Consider the following 21444-nt stretch of genomic DNA (forward strand, 5'->3'; position numbering starts at 1 on the left):
GGTGAGTCTGTTCCCTGGCCGCGCGTTGCTTTAGGGTGACGCTACTGACCTTCAACTTTCGAATTCAGGACACCCCCATGACCACCTTGAACCAAGCCCACTGCGAAGCCTGCCGCGCCGATGCCCCGCAAGTCAGCGATGAAGAGTTGCCGGTGCTGCTCAAGCAGATCCCCGACTGGAACATCGAAGTGCGCGACGGCGTGATGCAGTTGGAAAAGGTTTTCCTGTTCAAGAACTTCAAATTCGCCCTGGCTTTCACCAACGCCATGGGTGAAATCTCCGAAGCCGAAGGCCATCACCCCGGCCTGCTCACCGAGTGGGGCAAGGTCACCGTGACTTGGTGGAGCCACTCCATCAAAGGCCTGCACCGCAACGACTTCATCATGGCCGCGCGCACCGACGAAGTGGCCAAGGACGCCGAGGGCCGCAAGTAATGCATTTCGATGCCATTGGCCGCGTGCCCGGCGACCCGATCCTCGGGCTGATGGACCTGTACGCCCAGGACGCCAACCCGAACAAGTTCGACCTGGGCGTCGGCGTTTATAAGGACGACCAGGGCCTGACGCCGATCCCGCACTCGGTGAAACTGGCCGAGCAGCGCCTGGTGGACACCCAGGCCACCAAAACCTACATCGGCGGCCACGGTAACGCTGCGTTCGGCAAGCTGATCAGCGAGCTGGTGCTCGGCGCCGACTCCGCGCTGATCCGCGAACACCGTGCCGGCGCCACCCAGACCCCAGGCGGCACCGGCGCCCTGCGCCTGAGCGCCGACTTTATCGCTCAAAACCTGCCGGGCCGTGGCGTCTGGCTGAGCAACCCGACCTGGCCGATCCACGAATCCATCTTTGCCAAGGCCGGGATCCCGGTCAGCCATTATCCGTACGTGGGCGCCGACAATCGCCTGGATGTGGCCGCGATGCTCGCCACCCTGTCCAGCGTGCCCCAGGGCGATGTCGTGCTGCTGCACGCCTGCTGCCACAACCCGACCGGTTTCGACCTGTCCCAGGACGACTGGCGCCAGGTGCTGCAAATCGTGCGCGAGCGCCAGTTGCTGCCGCTGATCGACTTCGCCTACCAGGGCTTTGGCGACGGCCTGGAGCAGGACGCCTGGGCGGTGCGGCTGTTTGCAGCCGAGCTGCCGGAAGTGCTGGTCACCAGTTCCTGCTCGAAGAACTTCGGCCTGTACAGCGACCGTGTCGGCGCGTTGATCGTGTGCGCGGCGGATGCGGAGAAGCTGACGGATGTGCGCAGCCAGTTGGCGAACACGGCGCGTAACCTGTGGTCGACGCCACCGGACCATGGCGCAGCGGTGGTGGCGACCATCCTCGGCGATGCCGAGCTGAAAAAACGCTGGAGCGACGAAGTAGAAGCCATGCGTTCGCGCATCGCACACCTGCGTTCCGGACTGGTGGAGGCGTTGGCGCCCCATGGCCTGTCGGAGCGGTATGCGCACATCGGCGCGCAGCGCGGCATGTTTTCCTATACCGGCCTGAGTGCCGAGCAGGTTAAACAACTGCGGGAGAAACACAGCGTGTACATGGTGAGTTCTGGCCGGGCGAATGTGGCAGGGATTGATGCCACGCGGTTGACGCTGCTGGCCAAAGCCATCGCCGACGTGTCCAACTGAAGAAACAGCATTAAAACTGTGGGAGGGGGCTTGCCCCCGATGGCGGTATATCAGTCAAGCTTACAGCGACTGACACTCTGCAATCGGGGGCAAGCCCCCTCCCACATTTGTGACCTGAGTAGCCCTTTAGCCTGTGACCATCTCGGCCTTAAGCTGCGCCTCCTTCGCCTGCGCATCCGCCAACCGATACAACTCGATACTCCCATCCCAGTGCTCGATCAACGCCGTGCACGACTCCACCCAATCCCCGCAGTTGAGGTAATCCACCTCGCCCACCTTGCGAATCTCCGCGTGGTGGATATGCCCGCAGACCACGCCGTGCAACTCGCGCTTGGTGACTTCGTGGGCGATGGCTTCTTCGAAATCGCTGATGAAGTTCACCGCCGTCTTGACCTTGTGCTTGAGGTACGCCGACAGCGACCAATAGCCATAGCCGTAGCGCGCACGCCAATGGTTCAGCCAGCGGTTCAGTGTGAGGGTGAACTCATAGGCCGAGTCGCCGAGAAATGCCAGCCAGCGGTGATAGCGAGTGATCACGTCGAACTGGTCGCCGTGGATCACCAGCAGGTGCCGGCCATCGGCAGTCACGTGCACGGCCTCGTCCACCAGTTGGATATTGCCCAGGATCAGCTTGGAGTAGCGGCGCAGGAATTCGTCGTGGTTGCCGGTAACGTAGATCACCTCGGTGCCGCGCTTGGCCATGGTCAACAGGCGGCGGATCACGTTGGTGTGGGCCTGGGGCCAATACATGCCGCCACGCAGTTTCCAACCGTCGATGATGTCCCCTACCAGGTAGACCTTATCGGCGTGGTAGCCCTTGAGGAACTGCGACAAATGTTCGGCCTGGCAATCCCGTGTGCCCAAGTGCACGTCGGAAATCCACAGGGTACGCACCCGTTGCTTGCGGCTGGGCTTGGTCAACTCGGCACTGGTCATGGGCATCCCTCGACGGTGTTTTCGCGAGCTTGCGCCAGTGCGATTAATAGCCCATGACAACTGTGCGTCAGTCTGATGACAGCGCCCACCGACCACGAAGCGTTGTAGACTGCCGACTTGCCGCCCAGGAGACCGCGATGAGCCCCACTCTCACGCTACGCCACTACCTCGAAGCGCCCATCGCCCACAGCCATGACCATGCGCAGTTGGTGTTCGGCCTGTCCGGGCACCTGGACCTGGAAGTCGACGGGCGTGGCAGCCAAGTGCGCGAAAGCAGCGTGATGGTGCTGCCCTTCTCCGCCCACCACGCCTGCGGCAGTCGCGACGGCAGCCGCTGCCTGGTGCTGGACGTGCCCACCGAGCACTGGGTGCTGCAATCCTTGGGCACGCATGCCGATGCCAGTCGCCGCCTGCTCGACCAACCGGCACGGCTGGCCCTGGATTCGCGGCAACACCAGTTGGTGCAATGGCTGGCGCAGAGCCCGGTGGATGACCCGCTGATCGCCCAGCAAGGCGCAGTGCTGTTGCTGGCCAGCCTCAACCATCCGTCTGCCCAACCGCTGCCGGGCCGGCGCCTGCCGTATGCGGCGTTCAACGCGCACATCGAGCGCCACGTAGCGCACCCGCTGCAGGTGGCTGACCTGGCACGCATCGCCGACCTCTCGGTAGCGCGCTTGCACGCACGCTTCATGGCGGAATGCGGGCAAACGCCCATGGACTATATCCGCAGTCGCCGCCTGCACATGGCCTTGGACCTGCTGCGCCAAACGCCTTTGCCGGTTGGTGAAATCGCCGATCGCGTCGGCTATACCTCGCAAAGTGCCTTTGCGGCCGCGATGCTGCGCGAGTTTGGCGCCTCGCCGGGCGCATTGCGACGCAACGCCTAGGAAGAGCCTTGCGATAACAATCGCGAGCCGCACGACAGACGCCTGCACGGCCGAGCCACTAAACTGCGCTTCTGTCACCCGCTTGATTCAAGGACTGCAATGACTCCCCGCTCAGCCCTCGGCGCCCTCCATATCGGTGCATTGATGTTTGGCCTTACCGGCGTATTCGGCAAACTGGCGGCCGCTTCACCGGCCATCATCGTCTTCGGGCGCGCCGTGTTTGCCGTAGTGGCCCTGGCGGCATTCGCACGGTTCGCCAGCAACACCGCCTGGAAAACACTCGAGCGGCGCGACTGGCGTCGACTGCTGGTAAGCGGCGTGTTGCTGGCGGCGCATTGGGTGACCTTCTTTATTGCGGTAAAGGTCGCCGGCGTTGCGGTGGCGACCCTGGGTTTCACTGCGTTTCCGGCCTTTACCGTGATTCTTGAAGGGCTGATTTTCCGCGAGCGTATCCGCGCCAATGAAATAGTGCTGGTGGTACTGGTCAGCGTCGGCCTGGTGCTGGTCACCCCGGACTTCAACCTCGCCAGCGAAGCCACCGGCGGCTTGCTCTGGGGGATCGCCTCGGGGCTGCTGTTTTCCCTGCTGTCGCTGAACAATCGCGCCAGTTCGGGCCGCATTCCGGCGGTGCAGGCCGCGTTGTGCCAGAACGTGGTGGTCGCGGTGTGCCTGTTGCCGGTGGCGGCACCGGGGCTGACCGAGGTGCGGGCGATTGACTGGCTGTGGATCGGCCTGCTCGGCGTGTTCTGCACCGGCCTGGCCCACAGCCTGTTTGTCGCCAGCCTCGCGGTGATCAAGGCGCGCACGGCCTCGGTGGTGTTTGCCATGGAGCCGGTCTACGGCATCACCGCGGCTTGGCTGCTGTTTGCCGAAACCCCGACGCTGCGGATGCTGCTGGGTGGCGTGCTGATCATCGTCGCTATCGTGCTTTCCGGACTGATGGGCAGTGCCAGCCAGGCCAAACAGCCTGCGGCGACGGCGTGATCTACACTTTAAACATCCGCAACAGTTTGTCGTCGTTCAACGGATAACCGACACCTCGACGACAGCCTGGGTATTTTCTGAAGTTGCTGCACGCGAGTGGTCACAACCTCAACGCGATGCGGGAGCTTTACCATGGAAATGCTCATCAGTTTGTTGGTGCAGATAATCAGCGGGACCATCGGCGGCAACATCGCCGGGATGACCAGGCAGAGCCTTGGGACAGGGCTTAACACCGTGATCGGGGGTGTCGGCGGGGCGCTGCTGGGCCAGATCGTCGCGGTACTGACGGGCGCCTCCGGTGGCGAAGCGCTGGATGTGGCGACGGTTGGCAGCAACATTGTCGGCGGTGGCGTCGGCGGGCTGGTGCTGACCTGGGTGATTGGCTTCATCAAGCAAAAAATGGCCGCCAAATAATCCCCCCTGCACGGTCACCGCCTGCCGACGGCGGTGACTTTTACTGCGTACGGTCGTTGTGCCCCAGGTCACGCTGCGGGTCGATCTGGTCGCGCACGCGCTGCTTGAGCACCTTGGCTTCAGGGAAACCACCGTCGGCCTTACGCTCCCAGATCTGCACGCCATCGCACGTGATGCGAAATGCGCCACCGGTTGCCGGCGCCAGCGACACCTGGCCCAAGTCATCGGCGAACGTGCTCAACAATTCCTGCGCCAGCCACGCCGCGCGCAGCAACCACTGGCACTGGGTGCAATAGGTGATAACGATCTCGGGTTTGATCGAGGACATAATTTGAGAGGCTCCTGGCGTAACGGGCTCGGCGGATCGAGTGGCTATAATAGCGGCCTTTATCGCCCAGCCTCGAGATTCATGATGCGCCGCCTGCTGTCCTGCCTGTTCCTGTGCCTACTCCCTCTTGTTGCCGACGCCCTTGAACCGCCACGCCCAAAAATCGGCCTGGTGCTGTCCGGTGGCGCCGCCCGTGGGCTGGCGCATATCGGCGTGCTCAAGGCGCTGGAAGAGCAAGGCATCCAGATCGATGCGATTGCCGGCACCAGCATGGGTGCGGTGATCGGTGGGCTGTACGCCTCCGGCTACAAAATCGACGAGCTGGAAAAGCTCGCGCTGAGCATCGACTGGCAACAGGCCCTGTCCGACGCACCACCCCGCGAGGACGTACCGTTCCGGCGCAAGCAGGATGACCGGGATTTCCTGGTCAAACAGAAACTCAGCTTTCGTGACGACGGTAGCCTGGGCCTGCCACTGGGCGTGATCCAGGGCCAGAACCTGGCGCTGCTGCTGGAAAGCATGTTCGCCCACAGCAGCAACACGCGAAATTTCGACAAGCTGCCGATTCCCTTCCGCGCGGTAGCGACCGATATCACCACCGGCGAGAAGGTGGTGTTCCGCAAGGGCCACCTGCCCCAGGTGATCCGTGCCAGCATGTCGATCCCGGCGGTATTCGCCCCGGTGGAGCTGGACGGTCGGCTGCTGGTGGACGGCGGCATGACTGATAACATCCCGCTGGACGTGGCGCGGGAGATGGGCGTGGATATCGCCATCGTCGTCGACATCGGCACCCCACTGCGCTCGCGCAAGCAACTGGCGACGGTGGTGGACGTGCTCAACCAGTCCATCACGCTGATGACACGGCGCAACTCCGAAGAACAACTCAAGGACTTGCACCCCAAGGATGTGCTGATCCAGCCACCGCTCGCCGCCTATGGCGTGACCGACTTCGGCCGCGCCAAGGACATGATCGACGCCGGCTACCGCGCGACTCGCGCCCTCGACGTGCGCCTGGCCCACCTGCGTCCTGCCGAACCGATCGACCCGCAACTGGTGGCCGCGCGTACCCCCGGCGAGCGCACCCCGGTGATCACCGCGATCACCGTGGAAAACGATTCGAAAGTCAGCGACGACGTGATCCGCTACTACATTCGCCAACCCCTGGGCGAGCCGTTGAACCTGGGCCGCCTGCAGTCGGACATGGGCACCTTGTACGGCCTGGATTACTTCGAGCAGGTGCAATACCGCGTGGTCAAGAAAGGCCAGGACAACACCCTGGTGATCAGCGCGCGCGGCAAACGCAGCGGCACCGATTACCTGCGCCTCGGCCTGAACCTCTCGGATGACATGCGCGGCGACAGCGCCTTCAACCTCGGCGCCAGCTACCGCATGAACGGTATCAACCGCCTCGGCGCCGAGTGGCTGACGCGGGTGCAGATCGGTGATCGGCAAGAGCTGTACAGCGAGTTCTACCAGCCGATGGACACCGGCTCGCGTTACTTTGTCGCGCCTTATATCAGCGCCCAAGCACAGAACGTCGAGCTGATCCTGGACAACGATCCCATCTCCGAATACCGCCTGGAACGCTACGGCTTCGGCTTGAACGTCGGCAGGCAGATTGGCAACAGCGGCGAGATCCGCTTCGGCGTCGGCGAGGCCTGGGGCAAGGCGGATGTACGCATCGGCGACCGGGACCTGCCCAGTGTGAGCTTCAGCGAAGGCTTCTATGAACTGAAGTACTCCTTCGACTCCCTGGACAATGTGTACTTCCCCCATACCGGCGAAGACATCGGCCTGGCCTACCGCGAATTCGAACCGGGGCTGGGCTCGGACCAGCGCTACCGCCAATGGGAATTCAAGTTGGACAAGGCCATGAGCCACGGCCCGGACACCCTGGTGCTGGGGGGACGCTACGGGCGCACGCTGGATGATTCGGACGTGGTGATTTCCAGCTTCCTGCTGGGCGGTGCGAGGCAGCTGTCGGGCTTCCGCCAGGACGCCATCTCAGGCCAGAACATCAGCCTGATGCGAGCGGTGTATTACCGTCGACTGACGCCACGTTCGTACCTGCCGCTGGATTTCCCGCTGTACCTCGGTGCGTCATTGGAACGCGGCCGGGCGTGGAACAACGACAATGAATTCGACAGCGGCTACATCAACGCGGCGAGTATCTTCCTGGGGTTTGATACACCGTTGGGGCCGCTGAATTTCAGTTATGGGTTCAACGATGATAATCAGAAGGCGGTGTATCTGAACCTGGGGCAGACGTTCTGACACACGAGGGGATTGTAGTGAGCGGGCTTGCCCCGCGCTGGGCTGCGAAGCGGCCCCGAAACCAGGCGACTGATTTCTGACTGAAGAAGCGCGGTGACTGCAGTGGGGCTGCTTCGCAGCCCAGCGCGGGGCAAGCCCGCTCACCACAACAGCCCGCTCACCACAGCAAGCCCATTCACCTCAGCGAGCCCATTCACCACAAAAGCCTGCTCACCACAGCAGGCCCGCCCAGCGTCAATCAGCGTTTGTTTGCCTCAGGACTTTTCAAGATTCGCCAGAATGTGCCCATGCACCCGCATACACACTCGCAAATCGGCTTCATCCACCCCCACAAACAACTCATGACGCAAAGCGGTAGCAATCGTCTCGATCTGCTCGATCAACGGCCGGGCGGTATCACACAGCAGAATGCGCTTGGCACGACGGTCTTCCACCACCGCCTGGCGTTGCACCAGGCCTTGGCCTTCCAGGCTGTCCAACAGGCGAGCCAGTGTCGGCCCTTCGACGCCGACGCTTTGCGCCAATTCGCGCTGGGTGGGTGCATCCTCGAAACGGGCCAAGTGCAACAGCACCAGCCAGCGCGCCTGGGACAAGCCCAGCCCCGCCAAGCGGCGGTCGAGCTCGGCGCGCCAACCACGGGACATTTGCGCCAGCTGCATGCCAAATCGGTGTTGATCGGTTAACGGCATAAAAAACTCATGTTTTAGACTGAAAATAAAGTGTGGCTAATTATTAGTCAGCTAAGCATGCGCTCTGCCCGTAGGCAAGAGTTGCTATGTACTGATTCGTTACATTGTCCTAATTGGCGCACTAAATCTCGAATTCAGACTGCAAAGCGGCCCTTACGCAGTACAAGACACCCTCAGGAACACGTCCGGTAAACAGCGGTGCGATCTCCGCAACTGGTGGCAATTCGCCCTCTCCGTCCAGGAACGCGTCCTGGATCTCGCCGAGCAAATCTTCCGGCAAATCAAGCGCCTGCTCCAACGACAGCTGCTGCTTGCCGATGGATTCAGCCAACAAGGTGTAGACGTTTTTTTCCGAGCATTGCAGCTGACCGGCGATCTGGATCGGGGTCATGCCGGCGCGGGCCAGGCTGATCAATTCATGGCGAATATCGGCGATTTCCTTCGGCGCTTCGGCCTGGCCGCCCAGCACTTCGAGGAAAGCCTGGCCGTAGCGCTCGAGCTTGCGCGCACCCACGCCGCTGACCCGCGCCATTTCGGCCATGCTGGTGGGCTGCTCGCGCAGCATCTCCAGCAAGGTGGAGTCGGGAAAGATGACGTACGGCGGCACGCTGTGTTCCTGCGCCAGTTTGCGCCGCAGGGTGCGCAAGGCTTCCCACTGTTCACGCTCTTCGCCACGCACCAGTTGGCTGGCCTGGCTGGTGCTGCTCTTGGCGGTGGTCTGCGGCTTGAGGTCGCGGCGCAGCTCAAGGCTGACTTCGCCCTTGAGCAATGGCCGGCAACTGTCATTCAGGCGCAAACCGCCATACCCTTCGATGTCGATATCCACCAAGCCACGCGCGACCATCTGCCGGAACAGCGAACGCCATTCGCCCTCAGCGCGGGCCTTGCCCACGCCATAGACCGACAGTTTTTCGTGGCCGAAGCTGCGGACCTTCTCGTTATCCTTGCCCAGCAATACATCCACCAGATGACCCACGCCATAACGCTGGCCGGTGCGGTAAATAGCGGACAAACCCTGGCGCGCCGGTTCGGTGGCGTCCCAGGTCTGCACGCCGTCGACGCAGTTGTCGCAATGGCCGCAGGGCTGGGGCATTTCTTCGTCGAAATACGCGAGCAAGGTCTGGCGACGGCAACGGGTCTCTTCACACAGCGAGAGCATCGCGTCGAGCTTGTGCTGCTCCAGGCGCTTGTGACGCTCGTCACCCTCGGAGTTTTGCAACATCTGCTTGAGCATCACCACGTCTTGGAGGCCGTAGACCATCCAGGCATCCGCCGGCAGGCCATCACGGCCGGCACGCCCGGTTTCCTGGTAGTACGCCTCAAGGGATTTGGGCAGGTCCATATGCGCCACGAAGCGCACGTTGGATTTGTCGATGCCCATGCCGAACGCGATGGTGGCCACCATGATCAGGCCTTCCTCGTTGAGGAAGCGCTTCTGGTGGGCGGAGCGCGTTTCGTTAGGCAGGCCCGCGTGGTAAGGCAGCGCCGGGTAACCTTGTTCGCAGAGGAACGCGGCGACTTCATCGACCTTCTTGCGCGACAGGCAATAGACGATGCCGGCATCGCTGCGCCGCTCGGACAGGAAGGCCAGCAACTGCTTGCGCGGCTGCTCCTTGGGCACGATGCGGTAGAAAATATTCGGCCGGTCGAAGCTCGACAGGAAGCGCTCGGCATTCTGCAGGTGCAGGCGCTCGACGATTTCTTCGCGGGTACGCTTGTCGGCGGTGGCGGTCAGGGCAATGCGCGGCACATCGGGAAACAGTTCCGCCAACTGGCCGAGCTGCAGGTATTCGCGACGGAAATCGTGGCCCCATTGCGACACGCAGTGGGCCTCGTCGATCGCGAAGAGGGCGATTTCCAGGCTTTGCAAAAAGGCCAGCATGCGTGGCTGCACCAGGCGCTCGGGAGCGAGGTAGAGCATCTTCACCTCACCGCGCTTGATGCGTGCAGCCAAGTCGCGCTGCTGTTCGGCGCTGAGGGTGGAGTTCAAGGACGCGGCGGCGACACCCAGCTCTTCCAGGGTCGCCACCTGATCGTCCATCAACGCGATCAGCGGCGACACCACCACGGCCAAGCCATTGCGCAACAGCGCCGGCACCTGGAAGCACAGTGACTTGCCACCACCGGTAGGCATCAAGACCAGGGCGTCACCGCCACTGGCCACACGCTCAATGATCGCACCCTGGCGGCCACGAAAACTGTCGTAGCCGAAGATGTCCTTGAGGACGCGTTGAGCCTGCTCGAGCATGTATAACTCCAAAATAGTGCCGAAATCCCTCTGTACAGGCTGGCCGAGAAAACACGTTCTAACGGGAAATAATCCGTAAGCGAAGTTTTCTCGGACTGGCGCTTGGCCTGCAAGGGCATCACAAAACGCGGCAGTATACCCGAGCGATACCCGGCAAAGGGCGCCACTGACGAACAGCGAGCGCTATCTAAAACCTGGCAAATATGCAGTGTGGCTGGCCTGGGCGCTCAAGAAGGCCTAGAATTCAGCATCGTTTATTCCCAAGGTAGTCCTTCAATGTCCTTCGCTGAGCAACTAACCCGCCTGCAAGCCTTCCTCGACGCCGATGAGCTGCATGACGAGGCGCTGGACTACGTGGCCGCCCACGGCTACCTGACCGCCCTGTCGATCTGCTCCGAGGTCGTGCCCGACCGCGAATGGATCGACGCACTGTTCGCCGAAGAGCCGCACTACGCCGACGCCGCCCAGCGCGAAGAAATCGAATCCACCCTGCTGGCCCTCAAGGCCCACATCGGTCGCCAACTGGCCTCCGACGAGGAATTCGAATTGCCATGCGAGCTGGACCTGGGCGAAGAGCCAGATGATTCCGACCTGCGCGGCTGGTGCATCGGCTTCATGGAAGGCGTGTTCCTGCGCGAAGCCGCCTGGTTCGAAACCGCCGAGGAAGAAGTCAGCGAAATGCTGCTGCCGATCATGGTCGGTTCGGGCCTGTTCGACGACCAGCCGGAGTTCTCCGACATCGCCGCCGACGCCAACCTGATGGATGACATGATCGTACAGATCCCGGAAGCCCTGACCGCGCTGTACCTGCTGTGCAACGCCCCTGACGAAAAACCGGCGATCCTCAAGCCACGTCACCACTGAGTCGCTTGCCCGTGACACCCATGGGCAATCGTTCTCTGCTCCTGCGCTACGTGCTGCTGGCCATCGGCTGGTTGAGCGTAGCGCTGGGGGTGATCGGCATTTTCCTACCGGTATTGCCGACAACGCCCTTTCTGTTGCTCGCCGCCGCCTGCTTCGCTCGAAGCTCCCCGCGCTTCTACCACTGGCTGGTGCAACACCCGCGCCTGGGCCCGTGGATCCGTGATTACCTGGACGGCAACGGTATCCCCCTCAAAGGCAAGGTCTACGCCATTGGCTTGATGTGGCTGAGCATCGGTGTTTCCTGCTACCTGGTGCCCCTGCCCTGGGCGCGTGGCTTCATGCTGACCAGCGCCGTGCTGGTGACACTCTACATCCTGCGCCAGAAAACCCTGCCACCTCGCTGAGCGCCCCTGCGACATTCGATCCCACACGACCTTGGTCGACACTGACTAACCCCAGCCATCATGCGAGACTGTCCAACCGGGCCCGGAATGCCTGGGTGTTCCTATGCTCGGAGTTACCATGACGCTGTCCAGCGGGCTGATCGCCGCCGTTGCCCTGGCCTATATGGCCATTATGTTTGCCATCGCCTTCTACGGTGATCGTCGCCGTGCGCCCTTGCCGCCACGTGTACGTGCCTGGGTGTATAGCCTGTCGCTGGCCGTTTACTGCACCAGCTGGACCTTCTTCGGCGCCGTAGGCCAGGCTGCCGAACAACTGTGGGCATTTTTACCGATCTACCTCGGACCGGTTCTATTGCTGGTGTTGGCACCTTGGGTGCTGCAGAAGATGATTCTGATCAGCAAGCAGGAAAACATCACCTCCATCGCCGACTTTATTGCGGCGCGCTACGGCAAATCCCAATCCCTGGCCGTGGTGGTCGCACTGATCTGCCTGGTCGGCGTACTGCCCTATATTGCGCTGCAACTCAAAGGCATCGTGCTGGGAGTCAACCTGCTGATCGGCGCGGGTGCCGACACCACCGGCACGCGCGCGCAGGACACCGCACTGATCGTGTCGCTGGTATTGGCGCTGTTCACTATCGTATTCGGTACCCGCAACCTCGACGCCACGGAACACCACCGTGGCATGGTGCTGGCGATTGCGTTTGAATCCCTGGTCAAGCTGTTCGCGTTTCTGGCAGTCGGCGCGTTTGTGACCTACGGCCTGTACGACGGTTTCGGCGACCTGTTCAGCCAGGCCATGCTGGCGCCACGGCTGGAGGAATACTGGAAGGAGACCGTCAACTGGCCTTCGATGGTGGTGCAGACCGGCGTGGCCATGATGGCGATCATCTGCTTGCCTCGGCAATTTCATGTCACGGTGGTCGAGAACATCGACCCGCAGGACCTGCGCCTGGCCAAGTGGGTGTTTCCCGCGTATTTGATTCTTGCCGCGCTGTTTGTAGTACCGATCGCCTTGGGCGGCAAGATGATGCTGCCTAGCTCGGTGCTTCCGGACTCCTATGTCATCAGCCTGCCGATGGCCGAAGCCCACCCCGCCCTCGCGGTACTGGCATTTATTGGCGGCGCTTCAGCGGCCACCGGCATGGTGATCGTGGCGAGCATCGCGCTGTCGACCATGGTGTCCAACGACATGCTGCTGCCGTGGTTGCTGCGGCGCTCCAGCGCCGAGCGGCCGTTCGAAGTGTTCCGCCACTGGATGCTCTCGGTCCGCCGGGTGAGCATCGTGATCATCCTGTTGCTGGCCTACGTCAGTTACCGCCTGCTGGGTTCGTCCGCCAGCCTGGCGACCATCGGCCAGATCGCCTTTGCCGCCGTGACCCAATTGGCGCCGGCGATGCTCGGCGCGCTGTACTGGAAACAGGCGAACCGACGCGGTGTATTCGCGGGCCTGGCAGCGGGCACCTTCCTGTGGTTCTACACCTTGGTCCTACCGGTGACGGCGAAAAGCCTGGGTTGGTCCCTCAGCCTTTTCCCAGGGCTGACGTGGATGCATTCGCACCCGCTGGGCCTCTCCGTCACTTCGCTGACCCTGGGCACCGTGTTCTCACTGGCGGGTAACTTCACGCTGTTTGTGTGGGTCTCGATGCTCTCGCGCACGCGGGTGTCCGAGCACTGGCAAGCCGGGCGCTTTATCGGCCAGGAAATCAGCCAGCGCGCCAGTGCCCGCTCGATGCTGTCCGTGCAGATCAGCGATCTGCTGAGCCTGGCTGCGCGCTTTGTGGGTGAAGAACGGGCCCAGCAAAGCTTTATCCGTTTCGCCTATCGCCAGGGTAAAGGCTTCAACCCCAACCAGAATGCCGACAACGATTGGATCGCCCACACGGAACGCTTGCTGGCCGGTGTACTCGGTGCATCCTCGACCCGTGCAGTGGTAAAAGCTGCCATCGAAGGGCGGGAAATGCAGTTGGAGGACGTCGTACGCATCGCCGACGAAGCGTCGGAAGTGCTGCAGTTCAACCGCGCGTTGCTGCAAGGCGCCATCGAAAACATCACCCAAGGCATCAGCGTGGTCGACCAGTCCCTCAAGTTGGTGGCCTGGAACCGGCGCTACCTGGAGCTGTTCAATTACCCCGACGGACTGATCAGCGTGGGCCGGCCAATTGCCGACATCATCCGCTACAACGCCGAACGCGGGCTGTGCGGGCCGGGCGAGGCCGAAGTGCACGTGGCGCGACGCCTGCACTGGATGCGCCAGGGCCGCGCGCACACGTCCGAGCGTTTATTCCCCAATGGCCGCGTGATCGAACTGATCGGCAACCCAATGCCCGGCGGCGGTTTCGTCATGAGCTTCACTGACATTACCGCGTTCCGCGAAGCCGAACAGGCACTCACCGAAGCCAACGAAGGCCTGGAGCAACGGGTGACCGAGCGCACCCACGAGCTGTCCCAGCTCAACGTGGCGCTCACTGACGCAAAGGGCGTTGCCGAATCTGCCAGCCAGTCGAAGACGCGCTTCCTGGCGGCCGTCAGCCATGACCTGATGCAGCCGTTGAATGCTGCGCGCCTGTTCTCCGCCGCCCTCTCCCACCAGAACGACGGCCTGTCCAGCGAAGCCCGGCAATTGGTGCAACACCTGGACAGTTCGCTGCGCTCTGCCGAAGACCTGATCAGCGACCTACTGGATATTTCTCGCCTGGAAAACGGCAAGATCAACCCACAGCGCCAGCCCTTTGTGCTCAATGAGCTGTTCGACACCCTCGGCGCGGAATTCAAGGCGCTCGCCCAAGAGCAAGGTCTGCGCTTCCGCCTGCGCGGCAGCCGTTTGCGCGTCGACAGCGACATAAAGTTGTTACGACGGATTCTGCAGAATTTTCTCACCAACGCCTTCCGTTATGCCGACGGCCCGGTGCTGCTGGGCGTACGCCGACGTAAAGGCGAGCTGTGCTTGGAAGTGTGGGACCGTGGCCCGGGTATCCCGCAGGATAAACAGAAGGTGATCTTCGAAGAATTCAAGCGCCTGGACAGCCACCAGACCCGCGCGGAGAAAGGCCTGGGACTTGGCTTGGCGATCGCCGACGGCCTGTGCCGCGTGCTGGACCACCGCTTGAGCGTGCGCTCATGGCCAGGCAAGGGCAGCGTGTTCAGTGTGCGCGTGCCGCTGGCACGCAACCAGGCCACCCCGCTGGTCAAGACGCCGCAGGAAACCGGGCTGCCGTTGAGCGGTGCGCAGGTGCTGTGCGTGGATAACGAAGAGAGCATCCTGATTGGCATGCGCAGCCTGTTGACGCGCTGGGGTTGCGAAGTGTGGACCGCCACCGACCAGGCGCAATGCGCGGCGCTGCTGGCCGAGGGCGTGCGCCCGCAGCTGGCACTGGTGGATTACCACCTGGATCATGGCGAGACCGGTACTGAGTTGATGGGCTGGCTGCGCGCGCAATTGGCAGAGCCGATTCCCGGCGTGGTCATCAGTGCCGACGGCCGCCCGGAAATGGTGGCCGAGGTGCATGCGGCGGGGCTGGATTACCTGGCCAAGCCGGTGAAGCCGGCGGCGTTGCGAGCGTTGCTGAGTCGGCATCTGCCCCTTTAGGTCAGTGCCACATTTTGGTTTGTACCTATTCGGGCAGATGGGCCACGCCGTCGGAATCGGTCATCGCCCGCTCCAGCAGATCGGCCGGCAAGCTTTTACTCGCTCGCGCGCCGAGCAACCTCAATTGCTCGGTCCGGCTGACCAGATTCCCGCGTCCATCTGTCAGCTTGTTACGCGCGGCGCTGTAAGCCTTATCCAACTGTTGTAGACGATTACCCACTTCGTCCAGGTCCTGGATAAACAGCACGAATTTGTCGTAAAGCCAGCCCGCACGCTCGGCGATTTCCCGGGCGTTCTGGCTCTGGCGTTCCTGCTTCCACAGGCTATCGATCACCCGCAGGGTAGCCAGCAACGTGGTGGGGCTGACGATGACGATATGGCGATCGAAGGCTTCCTGGAATAAGTTCGGTTCGGCCTGCAACGCGGCCGAAAAAGCCGCCTCAATCGGTACGAACAGCAACACGAAATCCAGGCTGTGCAGGCCTTCCAGGCGTTTGTAATCCTTGCCGGCCAAGCCTTTGACGTGATTGCGCAGCGACAGCACGTGCTGCTTCAACGCCGCTTGGCCGATCACATCATCCTCCGCTGCCACGTACTGTTGATAAGCGGTGAGGCTGACCTTGGAATCCACCACTACCTGCTTGTCGCCGGGCAACATGATCAGCACGTCCGGCTGGAAACGCTCGCCGTCCGGGCCCTTGAGGCTGACCTGAGTCTGATACTCGCGGCCCTTCTCCAGGCCCGCATGCTCCAACACCCGCTCAAGGATCAGCTCGCCCCAGTTGCCTTGGGTTTTCTGGCCCTTGAGGGCGCGGGTCAGGTTGGTAGCCTCGTCTGACAGACGCAGGTTCAGTTGCTGTAGGCGTTCAAGCTCCTTAGCCAGGGAAAAACGCTCGCGTGCTTCGTTCTGGTAGCTTTCTTCTACGCGTTTTTCGAAGGACTGGATGCGTTCCTTCAACGGATCAAGCAACTGGCCCAGGCGTTCCTGGCTGGTTTCGGCGAAGCGCTGTTCACGCTCGTCGAAGATCTTGCCCGCCAGCTCGGCGAACTGTGCGCGCAACTCATCCCGCGAGCCTTGCAGGTCGTTAAGGCGTTGTTGATGGCTGTCCTGCTGCTCACGCAGTTCGGCGCGCAGGGCGGACGACAATGCATCCAGGCGACGTAGCTCGGCCTCCTTGGCGCTGCGGTCCAAGTTCCACGCATGCGCGGCGTCGCGGGCATTGTCGCGGTCGATCTGCAGCAGTTCGACCTCGCGGCGCACAGCCGCCAAGTCAGCCTGTTTGGCAGCATTGGCCTGGCTCAGGTCGCTGATTTCATCGCGACTGGCATCCAACTGCGCGGCGAGGCCTTCCTGGGCCAGTTGCGCAGTGGCCAGACGCTCTTCGAGCAGTTCCCAGCCGGTCATGCGCGCGGTCAGCCGTCGCTGAAGCTGCCAGCACAGGGCCAATAACGGCACAGCAGCGCCAGCAAGGCCAAGGGCAATACTGGTCCAGTCAAACGCCATAGACATGTCTGCCATCACCGAAAAAAAGCAAGGTTAGCGGAGCACAGGGCCTGAGGACAGCTCAGTCTTCGACCTGGCCCAGTTCACGTTGGGCGCGGCGGTCACCGGCACGGGCCGCGAGGCGCAGCAGGTCGTGGCCGATGCGGCGGTCACGGGCATTCCCGCACTCACGGCACATCAGTTGGCCCAGGCGACTTTGGGCAGCGACCACGCCTTCACGGGCCGGCTGCTTGAGCAAGCGCCCGGCGAAGTGTTTGACGTTGACGTTGTGACCCAGGCGCGGGCTGTCGAGCAACCACAAAGCCACTTTCAAGGAAAAGCGCTTGGGGGCGGTAACAGTGTGAGGGGCGTCGGTAACAGAAGGTGATACTGAGCGAAACTTCATAAAGCACTGTGGGACAGAACGGAAGGCGCGCCACTCTACTCTTTTTTTCGTACAGGTAAAGCTGAAAAAACTCTGCACGCCCGTTCTAGAGCAAGCGCTCGGGACAATCCACAGAAGCTGTGGATAACTCAGTGGACAACCCCCCTTTAACCCGCGCAAACCCCCATGGAATGGGGGCCGCAGTCAAACTGACGATTTTTTCACCAATAAAAAAAAGCCAGATTTTTCATTGACTTAAATTTCCATTGCAGGCAAATGGCGGCGCTGCAGTGCAGTTGACAGCGCGGTTACACCCCGCGCAACCAATGTGCACAAGTACCCATCCGATGGTTATATCGCCGGCTTTTTTTGAAGCAACTTGCTGCAAAAATGTTACCGCCGGGGCAAACCAGGGACTTTTCAAATCTTTCCCGGCTCGCCACACTCCCCGACCTACAGCGCAACGTTGGAAGGGTCGATGAAAGGAATTCTGTTATTCGCTGTGTTGCTACTGGCCATCTGCGCCATTTCCTTGGGGATCAATGCGGCGCTGCCATCCCCGGACGGCGCACTGTTTGCCATCGCTATCTTGCTGTCGGCGGCGTTTACCGCCGTAAGCCTGTGCATTGAACTGGGCGAAGGCCGGATCAACGACATGGCCGATGTGATGAAAGTGGTGGAGACCGGCCAGTCCCTGCGCTTGACCCTCGCAGCTTACGGGCTGGGCTGCTCGTTGGCAGCGGCAACCACGGTGCTGGTCTATCGGGGCCTGCTGGGCGGCTGATTGAAGTTTTTTGGTCAGAGCCCTTCCATTACCAGATTCATTCCGTTACTATCCGCGGCGTTAGTACCAAGCTGAAAGTCAATTCTGGTCGAACAACTCCCCTGAACAACACGGGATCGACCACCTCGATGGTTTCCAGGTATCACTTGCGACGACACGGCCTTTGAACAAACAAAGGGTGTCGCGAAGTTTCAATACTCTGACCGAACCAGCCTGCAAATTGATCAGGATCTCCACCCTGGGCCCAGAACCTTTGCCCCTGTTGTGTTGCCTGCCCTCCTAAGTACCTACCTGCCAGCCCAAGCGCGCCTAACTTATTAGCGCTTCAAACTGGCTGCTTTGTTCCAGTCGGGTTCTTCGTTCGATCAATGGTGATCAACGTCACTGGAACGTTTTAACGTTGCACGGTTCTTAACCGTGTCATTTGTAGGAACACCAATAATATGTCCACTATCCATACTCAGGATGCCATTCGCACCCTCACCAATGCTTTTGCCCCAATGAACTGCCTGATCATGGCCGCTCGTAAAGGCTGCTTCAGCTTCACCCTGGTCAATGAACACGGCATCGCTCGTCACAGCGAACGCCTGTACCCCGATCAATACTCCAGCGCAGAACCGCTGCAGGCTGTGATCGAACGTACTCGTCAGGCACTGGTTGCCTGATCGACCTGAGTCGCTGAAACATAAAAAAACCCTGTTTAAAAAACAGGGTTTTTTATTGCCTGGCTTTTATGCACAGGTGATGACATTAAGTTCAAATAGATATAAACGTTATAACTAAATGAATAAGATGTTTTAAAAACAGTCCTTTACATCACAAATATGACACTACACTTCAACTCAGGCGGCATGATCCGCCTCCGGCGAGCCTGAGATCCGATCCACTGCTGCCAAGCCCCCTCCTCAGGCCTCGCCGACCACTTTCACGGATTGAGGCTCGTATGGGTATCGCCGCCAGCGAATTGTGTCGTTATGTGATCCGGCCGACATTACTGTACCTCGGCCGCCATAACCCGACGGCTGAGTCCCTGCTGCTGGGCATTGCCGCCAGCCAGTCGGAACTCGGTTCCGCTTTGCACGACCGACGCGGGCATGGCCTGTACAGCATCACCGAGCCCCGCCATCGCGATTTATGGGACAAGTACCTGGCGCTGGACCCTGAACGGGCCAGCCTGGTGCGTGGACTGGCCAGCCAACATGCCTTCCTCAGCGCGCCGCAACTGGAGTTGACGGTAAACCTGCGCTACGCCACGGCAATCGCCTGGCTTTTGGTTGAACAACACACCTGCACCCTGCCACCGCCCGGTGATGTCTTGGCAATGGCGCGTATCTGGAAAGAAATATTTCACCCACAAGGAAGGCTGCGCGATTTCACTCAAGCCTGGCAAACCTGTGTTTCACCCATGAATCACGTGGCTTGCTGACCGGGCAATTTGCAAGATTCGCCAAAAACCCCGAATTCTGGTCGGATTGTCCTACAAAACCGCTCTATCTCCAGTATTACAGCCTATAGCGCGATCTTAAATTTATTGTTACTTTCCGCAGCGGTGATCACCACGGAGTTCTAATAATGAAAAAAGTAATGCTCAAGACCACACTTAGCCTCGCCGTTGCCATGGCATCCTCCCAACTGTTTGCAAGCGGTTTCGCACTGAACGAACAGAGCGTCAGCGGGATGGGTACGGGTTTCGCAGGTCGCTCTTCTTCTGCCGATGATGCAAGTACTGTTTACGGTAACCCTGCCGGTATGGCTCGGCTGGAAGGCCAGCAAATCACGGGCGGTGTTGCAGCGATTGATGCTTCAACCGATATCAGCCACGTCAGTGGCAACACCAACACCACCGGTAGCAACAAAGGTGACATGGTGCCCTTCACCGCCGTTCCATTCGGCTTCTACACAAACAAGCTCAATGAACAGTGGGCCATCGGTTTCGGCGTCTATGCTCCGTTCGGTTTGGTGACCGACTACGAAAATGGCTTCCAGGGCCGTGGCTTTGGCAGCAAGAGCGAAGTGAAGGTCATGACCTTCCAGCCGACTGTCAGCTATGCCTTTAACGACAGGGTTTCCATCGGCTTTGGCCCAACCATCAACCGGATCTCCGGCGTGCTGGAGTCGGATGTTTCGTTGCCTCAGGTTCCAGGCAGCGGCCCGAATAACATCAAGATCAAGGGCGACGATACTGCCCTGGGCTTTAACTTTGGCGTTCTGGTTCAAGCCACCGATACCACGCGCGTGGGCCTGACTTATCACTCGAAAGTGAAGTACAAGCTCGAAGGCCATACTGAAGTGACCCCGGGCACGGGCGTTCCAGGCATTGCCCTGCGCGGAAATCGTTACGATGCCTCGCTGAAAATCGACACCCCTGAATCCTGGGATCTGTCGGTCACTCAGGACATGAACGATGCGTGGAAACTCTATGCAGGTGCGACCTGGACCCGTTGGAGCCGCCTGAAAGACATCACCGTCAACAACGAAGGCGTCACCGCTGCCAACGGCGGCGGCGTTGCTCCGGCGCTGGTCGGTACTATCAAAGAAGATCAGAACTGGCATGACACTTGGGCATACGCGGTGGGTACTTCGTACCAACTGACCAAACAAGTTGTACTGCGTACCGGCCTGACCTTCGACCAGTCGCCTACCAACAATACCGATCGTTCACCGCGCATCCCTACTGGCGACCGTACAATCTTCAGTGTGGGCCTGGGCTACGCGGTCATGGATAACATGACCGTCGACCTGGCTTACTCGTACCTCAAGGAAGAAGACGTCAAAGTGCAGCGCACCAATGCCCTGCGTCAGACGTACAACGCCAAGTACGAAAACAGCGCTAACGGTTTCGGCCTGGGCTTGACCTACAAGTTCTAACCCTACGCCGTATAAAAAAGCCCCGCTCTCCTGCAAAGGAGGCGGGGCTTTTTAATGCACGCCGATCACGGTTTGGAGGCGATCGCCTCCTCCACCGCCTTGATCAGCTCCGGGCTGTCAGGCTTGGTCAGGCTGGAGAAATTGGCAATCACCTTGCCCTGCCGATCCACCACATACTTGTAGAAATTCCACTTCGGCGGCGTGTCGGTCTGCTGCGCCAATACCTTGAACAAATGCACCGCGTCCGGCCCCTTGACCCTTTGTGGCTCGGTCATGGTAAAGGTCACGCCATAATTCACGTAACACACCTTGGCGGTCTCTTCACCGGTCTTGGCTTCCTGCTTGAAGTCATCGGACGGCACGCCGATCACTTCCAGCCCTTCGCCCTTGTAGCGTTGATACAACGCTTCGAGCCCTTTGAACTGTGGGGCGAACCCGCAGAAGCTCGCGGTATTGACGATGACCAAGGGTTTGCCGGCAAAACGTTGGCACAGGTCGATGGATTCCTTGGCGCGCAGCTTGGGCAATTGGCCTTCCAGCAGCGGCGGGCAACTGGCAGCAGAGACGACACTGCCGATTGCCATCAGGACGGGTACAGCGAGCCAGCGCATCTGCATGTCGGGTGTCCTTCAAAATATTCAGGCTACGAACTTAACAGATCGACATACCCAGTTGCATCA

The 21444-nt window shown here is 60.7% G+C and carries 20 protein-coding genes; 13 read left to right on the top strand and 7 right to left on the bottom strand.

The window, feature by feature from the left end:
• The first annotated feature begins 77 nt into the window (after nucleotides 1-77).
• Together QCBJ_RS27600 and QCBJ_RS27605 are read left to right on the top strand one after the other, a co-directional pair.
• Entirely contained in the window at nucleotides 78-434 is a 357-nt protein-coding gene (locus QCBJ_RS27600) for a 4a-hydroxytetrahydrobiopterin dehydratase (protein WP_010208721.1), read from the top strand.
• On the top strand, nucleotides 434-1627 hold the full coding sequence (locus tag QCBJ_RS27605; RefSeq protein ID WP_102061998.1) for an amino acid aminotransferase: 1194 nt from the start codon (nucleotides 434-436) through the stop codon (nucleotides 1625-1627). Before QCBJ_RS27600 ends, QCBJ_RS27605 begins: the two co-directional genes overlap by 1 nt.
• 126 nt (nucleotides 1628-1753) lie before the next feature.
• Here QCBJ_RS27605 and QCBJ_RS27610 read toward each other — a convergent pair whose 3' ends face one another.
• The gene (locus tag QCBJ_RS27610; protein WP_015885213.1) at nucleotides 1754-2563 is read right to left on the bottom strand and encodes a UDP-2,3-diacylglucosamine diphosphatase; all 810 of its coding nucleotides are present in this window, start codon (nucleotides 2561-2563) and stop codon (nucleotides 1754-1756) included.
• 137 nt (nucleotides 2564-2700) lie between these two features.
• Between QCBJ_RS27610 and QCBJ_RS27615 the strand changes: the two genes are divergently transcribed.
• From QCBJ_RS27615 to QCBJ_RS27625, 3 genes are all read left to right on the top strand, one after another.
• The gene (locus QCBJ_RS27615) at nucleotides 2701-3450 is read left to right on the top strand and encodes an AraC family transcriptional regulator (RefSeq protein WP_046036026.1); all 750 of its coding nucleotides are present in this window, start codon (nucleotides 2701-2703) and stop codon (nucleotides 3448-3450) included.
• A 99-nt stretch (nucleotides 3451-3549) separates the two neighbouring features.
• The gene (locus QCBJ_RS27620; protein ID WP_102061999.1) at nucleotides 3550-4434 is read left to right on the top strand and encodes a DMT family transporter; all 885 of its coding nucleotides are present in this window, start codon (nucleotides 3550-3552) and stop codon (nucleotides 4432-4434) included.
• 132 nt (nucleotides 4435-4566) lie between these two features.
• On the top strand, nucleotides 4567-4848 hold the full coding sequence (locus QCBJ_RS27625) for a hypothetical protein (protein WP_015885216.1): 282 nt from the start codon (nucleotides 4567-4569) through the stop codon (nucleotides 4846-4848).
• Nucleotides 4849-4888: 40 nt separating this feature from the next.
• Here QCBJ_RS27625 and QCBJ_RS27630 read toward each other — a convergent pair whose 3' ends face one another.
• Nucleotides 4889-5176 (bottom strand): SelT/SelW/SelH family protein, encoded by a 288-nt coding sequence (locus QCBJ_RS27630; protein ID WP_015885217.1) that lies wholly within the window; start codon nucleotides 5174-5176, stop codon nucleotides 4889-4891.
• 84 nt (nucleotides 5177-5260) lie between these two features.
• Here QCBJ_RS27630 and QCBJ_RS27635 point away from each other — a divergent pair, with 84 nt between their 5' ends.
• A complete protein-coding gene (locus QCBJ_RS27635; RefSeq protein ID WP_043205713.1) occupies nucleotides 5261-7450 on the top strand; it encodes a patatin-like phospholipase family protein in 2190 nt (729 codons plus the stop codon).
• Nucleotides 7451-7704: 254 nt separating this feature from the next.
• Here the strand turns inward: QCBJ_RS27635 and QCBJ_RS27640 are convergent, their stop codons facing one another.
• Together QCBJ_RS27640 and recQ are read right to left on the bottom strand one after the other, a co-directional pair.
• Entirely contained in the window at nucleotides 7705-8139 is a 435-nt protein-coding gene (locus tag QCBJ_RS27640) for a MarR family transcriptional regulator (protein ID WP_015885219.1), read from the bottom strand.
• A 121-nt stretch (nucleotides 8140-8260) separates the two neighbouring features.
• On the bottom strand, nucleotides 8261-10387 hold the full coding sequence (gene recQ, locus QCBJ_RS27645; RefSeq protein ID WP_102062000.1) for a DNA helicase RecQ: 2127 nt from the start codon (nucleotides 10385-10387) through the stop codon (nucleotides 8261-8263).
• A 276-nt stretch (nucleotides 10388-10663) separates the two neighbouring features.
• Between recQ and QCBJ_RS27650 the strand changes: the two genes are divergently transcribed.
• The 3 genes from QCBJ_RS27650 (at nucleotide 10664) to QCBJ_RS27660 (ending at nucleotide 15244) form a co-directional block, all read left to right on the top strand.
• Nucleotides 10664-11251: a YecA family protein gene (locus QCBJ_RS27650; protein WP_015885221.1), complete on the top strand. Its 588-nt coding sequence runs from the start codon at nucleotides 10664-10666 to the stop codon at nucleotides 11249-11251.
• Between the two features lie 20 nt (nucleotides 11252-11271).
• A complete protein-coding gene (locus QCBJ_RS27655) occupies nucleotides 11272-11655 on the top strand; it encodes a YbaN family protein (protein ID WP_043205714.1) in 384 nt (127 codons plus the stop codon).
• Nucleotides 11656-11773: 118 nt separating this feature from the next.
• Nucleotides 11774-15244: a PAS domain-containing hybrid sensor histidine kinase/response regulator gene (locus QCBJ_RS27660; RefSeq protein ID WP_102062001.1), complete on the top strand. Its 3471-nt coding sequence runs from the start codon at nucleotides 11774-11776 to the stop codon at nucleotides 15242-15244.
• A gap of 25 nt (nucleotides 15245-15269) precedes the next feature.
• On the opposite strand, the gene rmuC is transcribed toward QCBJ_RS27660, so the two are convergent.
• Together rmuC and QCBJ_RS27670 are read right to left on the bottom strand one after the other, a co-directional pair.
• Entirely contained in the window at nucleotides 15270-16634 is a 1365-nt protein-coding gene (gene rmuC / locus QCBJ_RS27665; protein WP_175538080.1) for a DNA recombination protein RmuC, read from the bottom strand.
• 175 nt (nucleotides 16635-16809) lie between these two features.
• The gene (locus QCBJ_RS27670) at nucleotides 16810-17133 is read right to left on the bottom strand and encodes a hypothetical protein (protein ID WP_015885225.1); all 324 of its coding nucleotides are present in this window, start codon (nucleotides 17131-17133) and stop codon (nucleotides 16810-16812) included.
• Nucleotides 17134-17590: 457 nt separating this feature from the next.
• Here QCBJ_RS27670 and QCBJ_RS27675 point away from each other — a divergent pair, with 457 nt between their 5' ends.
• From QCBJ_RS27675 to QCBJ_RS27695, 4 genes are all read left to right on the top strand, one after another.
• Nucleotides 17591-17896: a hypothetical protein gene (locus QCBJ_RS27675; RefSeq protein WP_015885226.1), complete on the top strand. Its 306-nt coding sequence runs from the start codon at nucleotides 17591-17593 to the stop codon at nucleotides 17894-17896.
• Nucleotides 17897-18339: 443 nt separating this feature from the next.
• A complete protein-coding gene (locus tag QCBJ_RS27685) occupies nucleotides 18340-18561 on the top strand; it encodes a hypothetical protein (protein ID WP_024076751.1) in 222 nt (73 codons plus the stop codon).
• A gap of 278 nt (nucleotides 18562-18839) precedes the next feature.
• Nucleotides 18840-19322 carry a hypothetical protein gene (locus QCBJ_RS27690; protein ID WP_015885227.1) on the top strand — a complete coding sequence of 161 codons (483 nt, stop codon included), beginning with the start codon at nucleotides 18840-18842 and terminating at the stop codon, nucleotides 19320-19322.
• 146 nt (nucleotides 19323-19468) lie between these two features.
• The gene (locus QCBJ_RS27695) at nucleotides 19469-20764 is read left to right on the top strand and encodes an OmpP1/FadL family transporter (protein WP_015885228.1); all 1296 of its coding nucleotides are present in this window, start codon (nucleotides 19469-19471) and stop codon (nucleotides 20762-20764) included.
• Between the two features lie 65 nt (nucleotides 20765-20829).
• Here QCBJ_RS27695 and QCBJ_RS27700 read toward each other — a convergent pair whose 3' ends face one another.
• The gene (locus QCBJ_RS27700; RefSeq protein ID WP_102062002.1) at nucleotides 20830-21381 is read right to left on the bottom strand and encodes a glutathione peroxidase; all 552 of its coding nucleotides are present in this window, start codon (nucleotides 21379-21381) and stop codon (nucleotides 20830-20832) included.
• Nucleotides 21382-21444: the final 63 nt, after the last annotated feature.

Origin of the sequence: Pseudomonas sp. QC2, from assembly GCF_002859085.1 — a bacterium.
Taxonomy (GTDB): domain Bacteria; phylum Pseudomonadota; class Gammaproteobacteria; order Pseudomonadales; family Pseudomonadaceae; genus Aquipseudomonas; species Aquipseudomonas petroselini.

Excerpts from the sequence above, each read along its gene's own strand:
- QCBJ_RS27600 (WP_010208721.1), top strand. The coding sequence starts at position 78 with ATGACCACCTTGAACCAAGCCCACTGCGAAGCCTGCCGCGCCGATGCC.
- QCBJ_RS27605 (WP_102061998.1), top strand. The coding sequence starts at position 434 with ATGCATTTCGATGCCATTGGCCGCGTGCCCGGCGACCCGATCCTCGGG.
- QCBJ_RS27610 (WP_015885213.1), bottom strand. The coding sequence starts at position 2,563 with ATGACCAGTGCCGAGTTGACCAAGCCCAGCCGCAAGCAACGGGTGCGT.
- QCBJ_RS27615 (WP_046036026.1), top strand. The coding sequence starts at position 2,701 with ATGAGCCCCACTCTCACGCTACGCCACTACCTCGAAGCGCCCATCGCC.
- QCBJ_RS27620 (WP_102061999.1), top strand. The coding sequence starts at position 3,550 with ATGACTCCCCGCTCAGCCCTCGGCGCCCTCCATATCGGTGCATTGATG.
- QCBJ_RS27625 (WP_015885216.1), top strand. The coding sequence starts at position 4,567 with ATGGAAATGCTCATCAGTTTGTTGGTGCAGATAATCAGCGGGACCATC.
- QCBJ_RS27630 (WP_015885217.1), bottom strand. The coding sequence starts at position 5,176 with ATGTCCTCGATCAAACCCGAGATCGTTATCACCTATTGCACCCAGTGC.
- QCBJ_RS27635 (WP_043205713.1), top strand. The coding sequence starts at position 5,261 with ATGCGCCGCCTGCTGTCCTGCCTGTTCCTGTGCCTACTCCCTCTTGTT.
- QCBJ_RS27640 (WP_015885219.1), bottom strand. The coding sequence starts at position 8,139 with ATGCCGTTAACCGATCAACACCGATTTGGCATGCAGCTGGCGCAAATG.
- recQ (WP_102062000.1), bottom strand. The coding sequence starts at position 10,387 with ATGCTCGAGCAGGCTCAACGCGTCCTCAAGGACATCTTCGGCTACGAC.
- QCBJ_RS27650 (WP_015885221.1), top strand. The coding sequence starts at position 10,664 with ATGTCCTTCGCTGAGCAACTAACCCGCCTGCAAGCCTTCCTCGACGCC.
- QCBJ_RS27655 (WP_043205714.1), top strand. The coding sequence starts at position 11,272 with ATGGGCAATCGTTCTCTGCTCCTGCGCTACGTGCTGCTGGCCATCGGC.
- QCBJ_RS27660 (WP_102062001.1), top strand. The coding sequence starts at position 11,774 with ATGACGCTGTCCAGCGGGCTGATCGCCGCCGTTGCCCTGGCCTATATG.
- QCBJ_RS27670 (WP_015885225.1), bottom strand. The coding sequence starts at position 17,133 with ATGAAGTTTCGCTCAGTATCACCTTCTGTTACCGACGCCCCTCACACT.
- QCBJ_RS27675 (WP_015885226.1), top strand. The coding sequence starts at position 17,591 with ATGAAAGGAATTCTGTTATTCGCTGTGTTGCTACTGGCCATCTGCGCC.
- QCBJ_RS27685 (WP_024076751.1), top strand. The coding sequence starts at position 18,340 with ATGTCCACTATCCATACTCAGGATGCCATTCGCACCCTCACCAATGCT.
- QCBJ_RS27690 (WP_015885227.1), top strand. The coding sequence starts at position 18,840 with ATGGGTATCGCCGCCAGCGAATTGTGTCGTTATGTGATCCGGCCGACA.
- QCBJ_RS27695 (WP_015885228.1), top strand. The coding sequence starts at position 19,469 with ATGAAAAAAGTAATGCTCAAGACCACACTTAGCCTCGCCGTTGCCATG.
- QCBJ_RS27700 (WP_102062002.1), bottom strand. The coding sequence starts at position 21,381 with ATGCAGATGCGCTGGCTCGCTGTACCCGTCCTGATGGCAATCGGCAGT.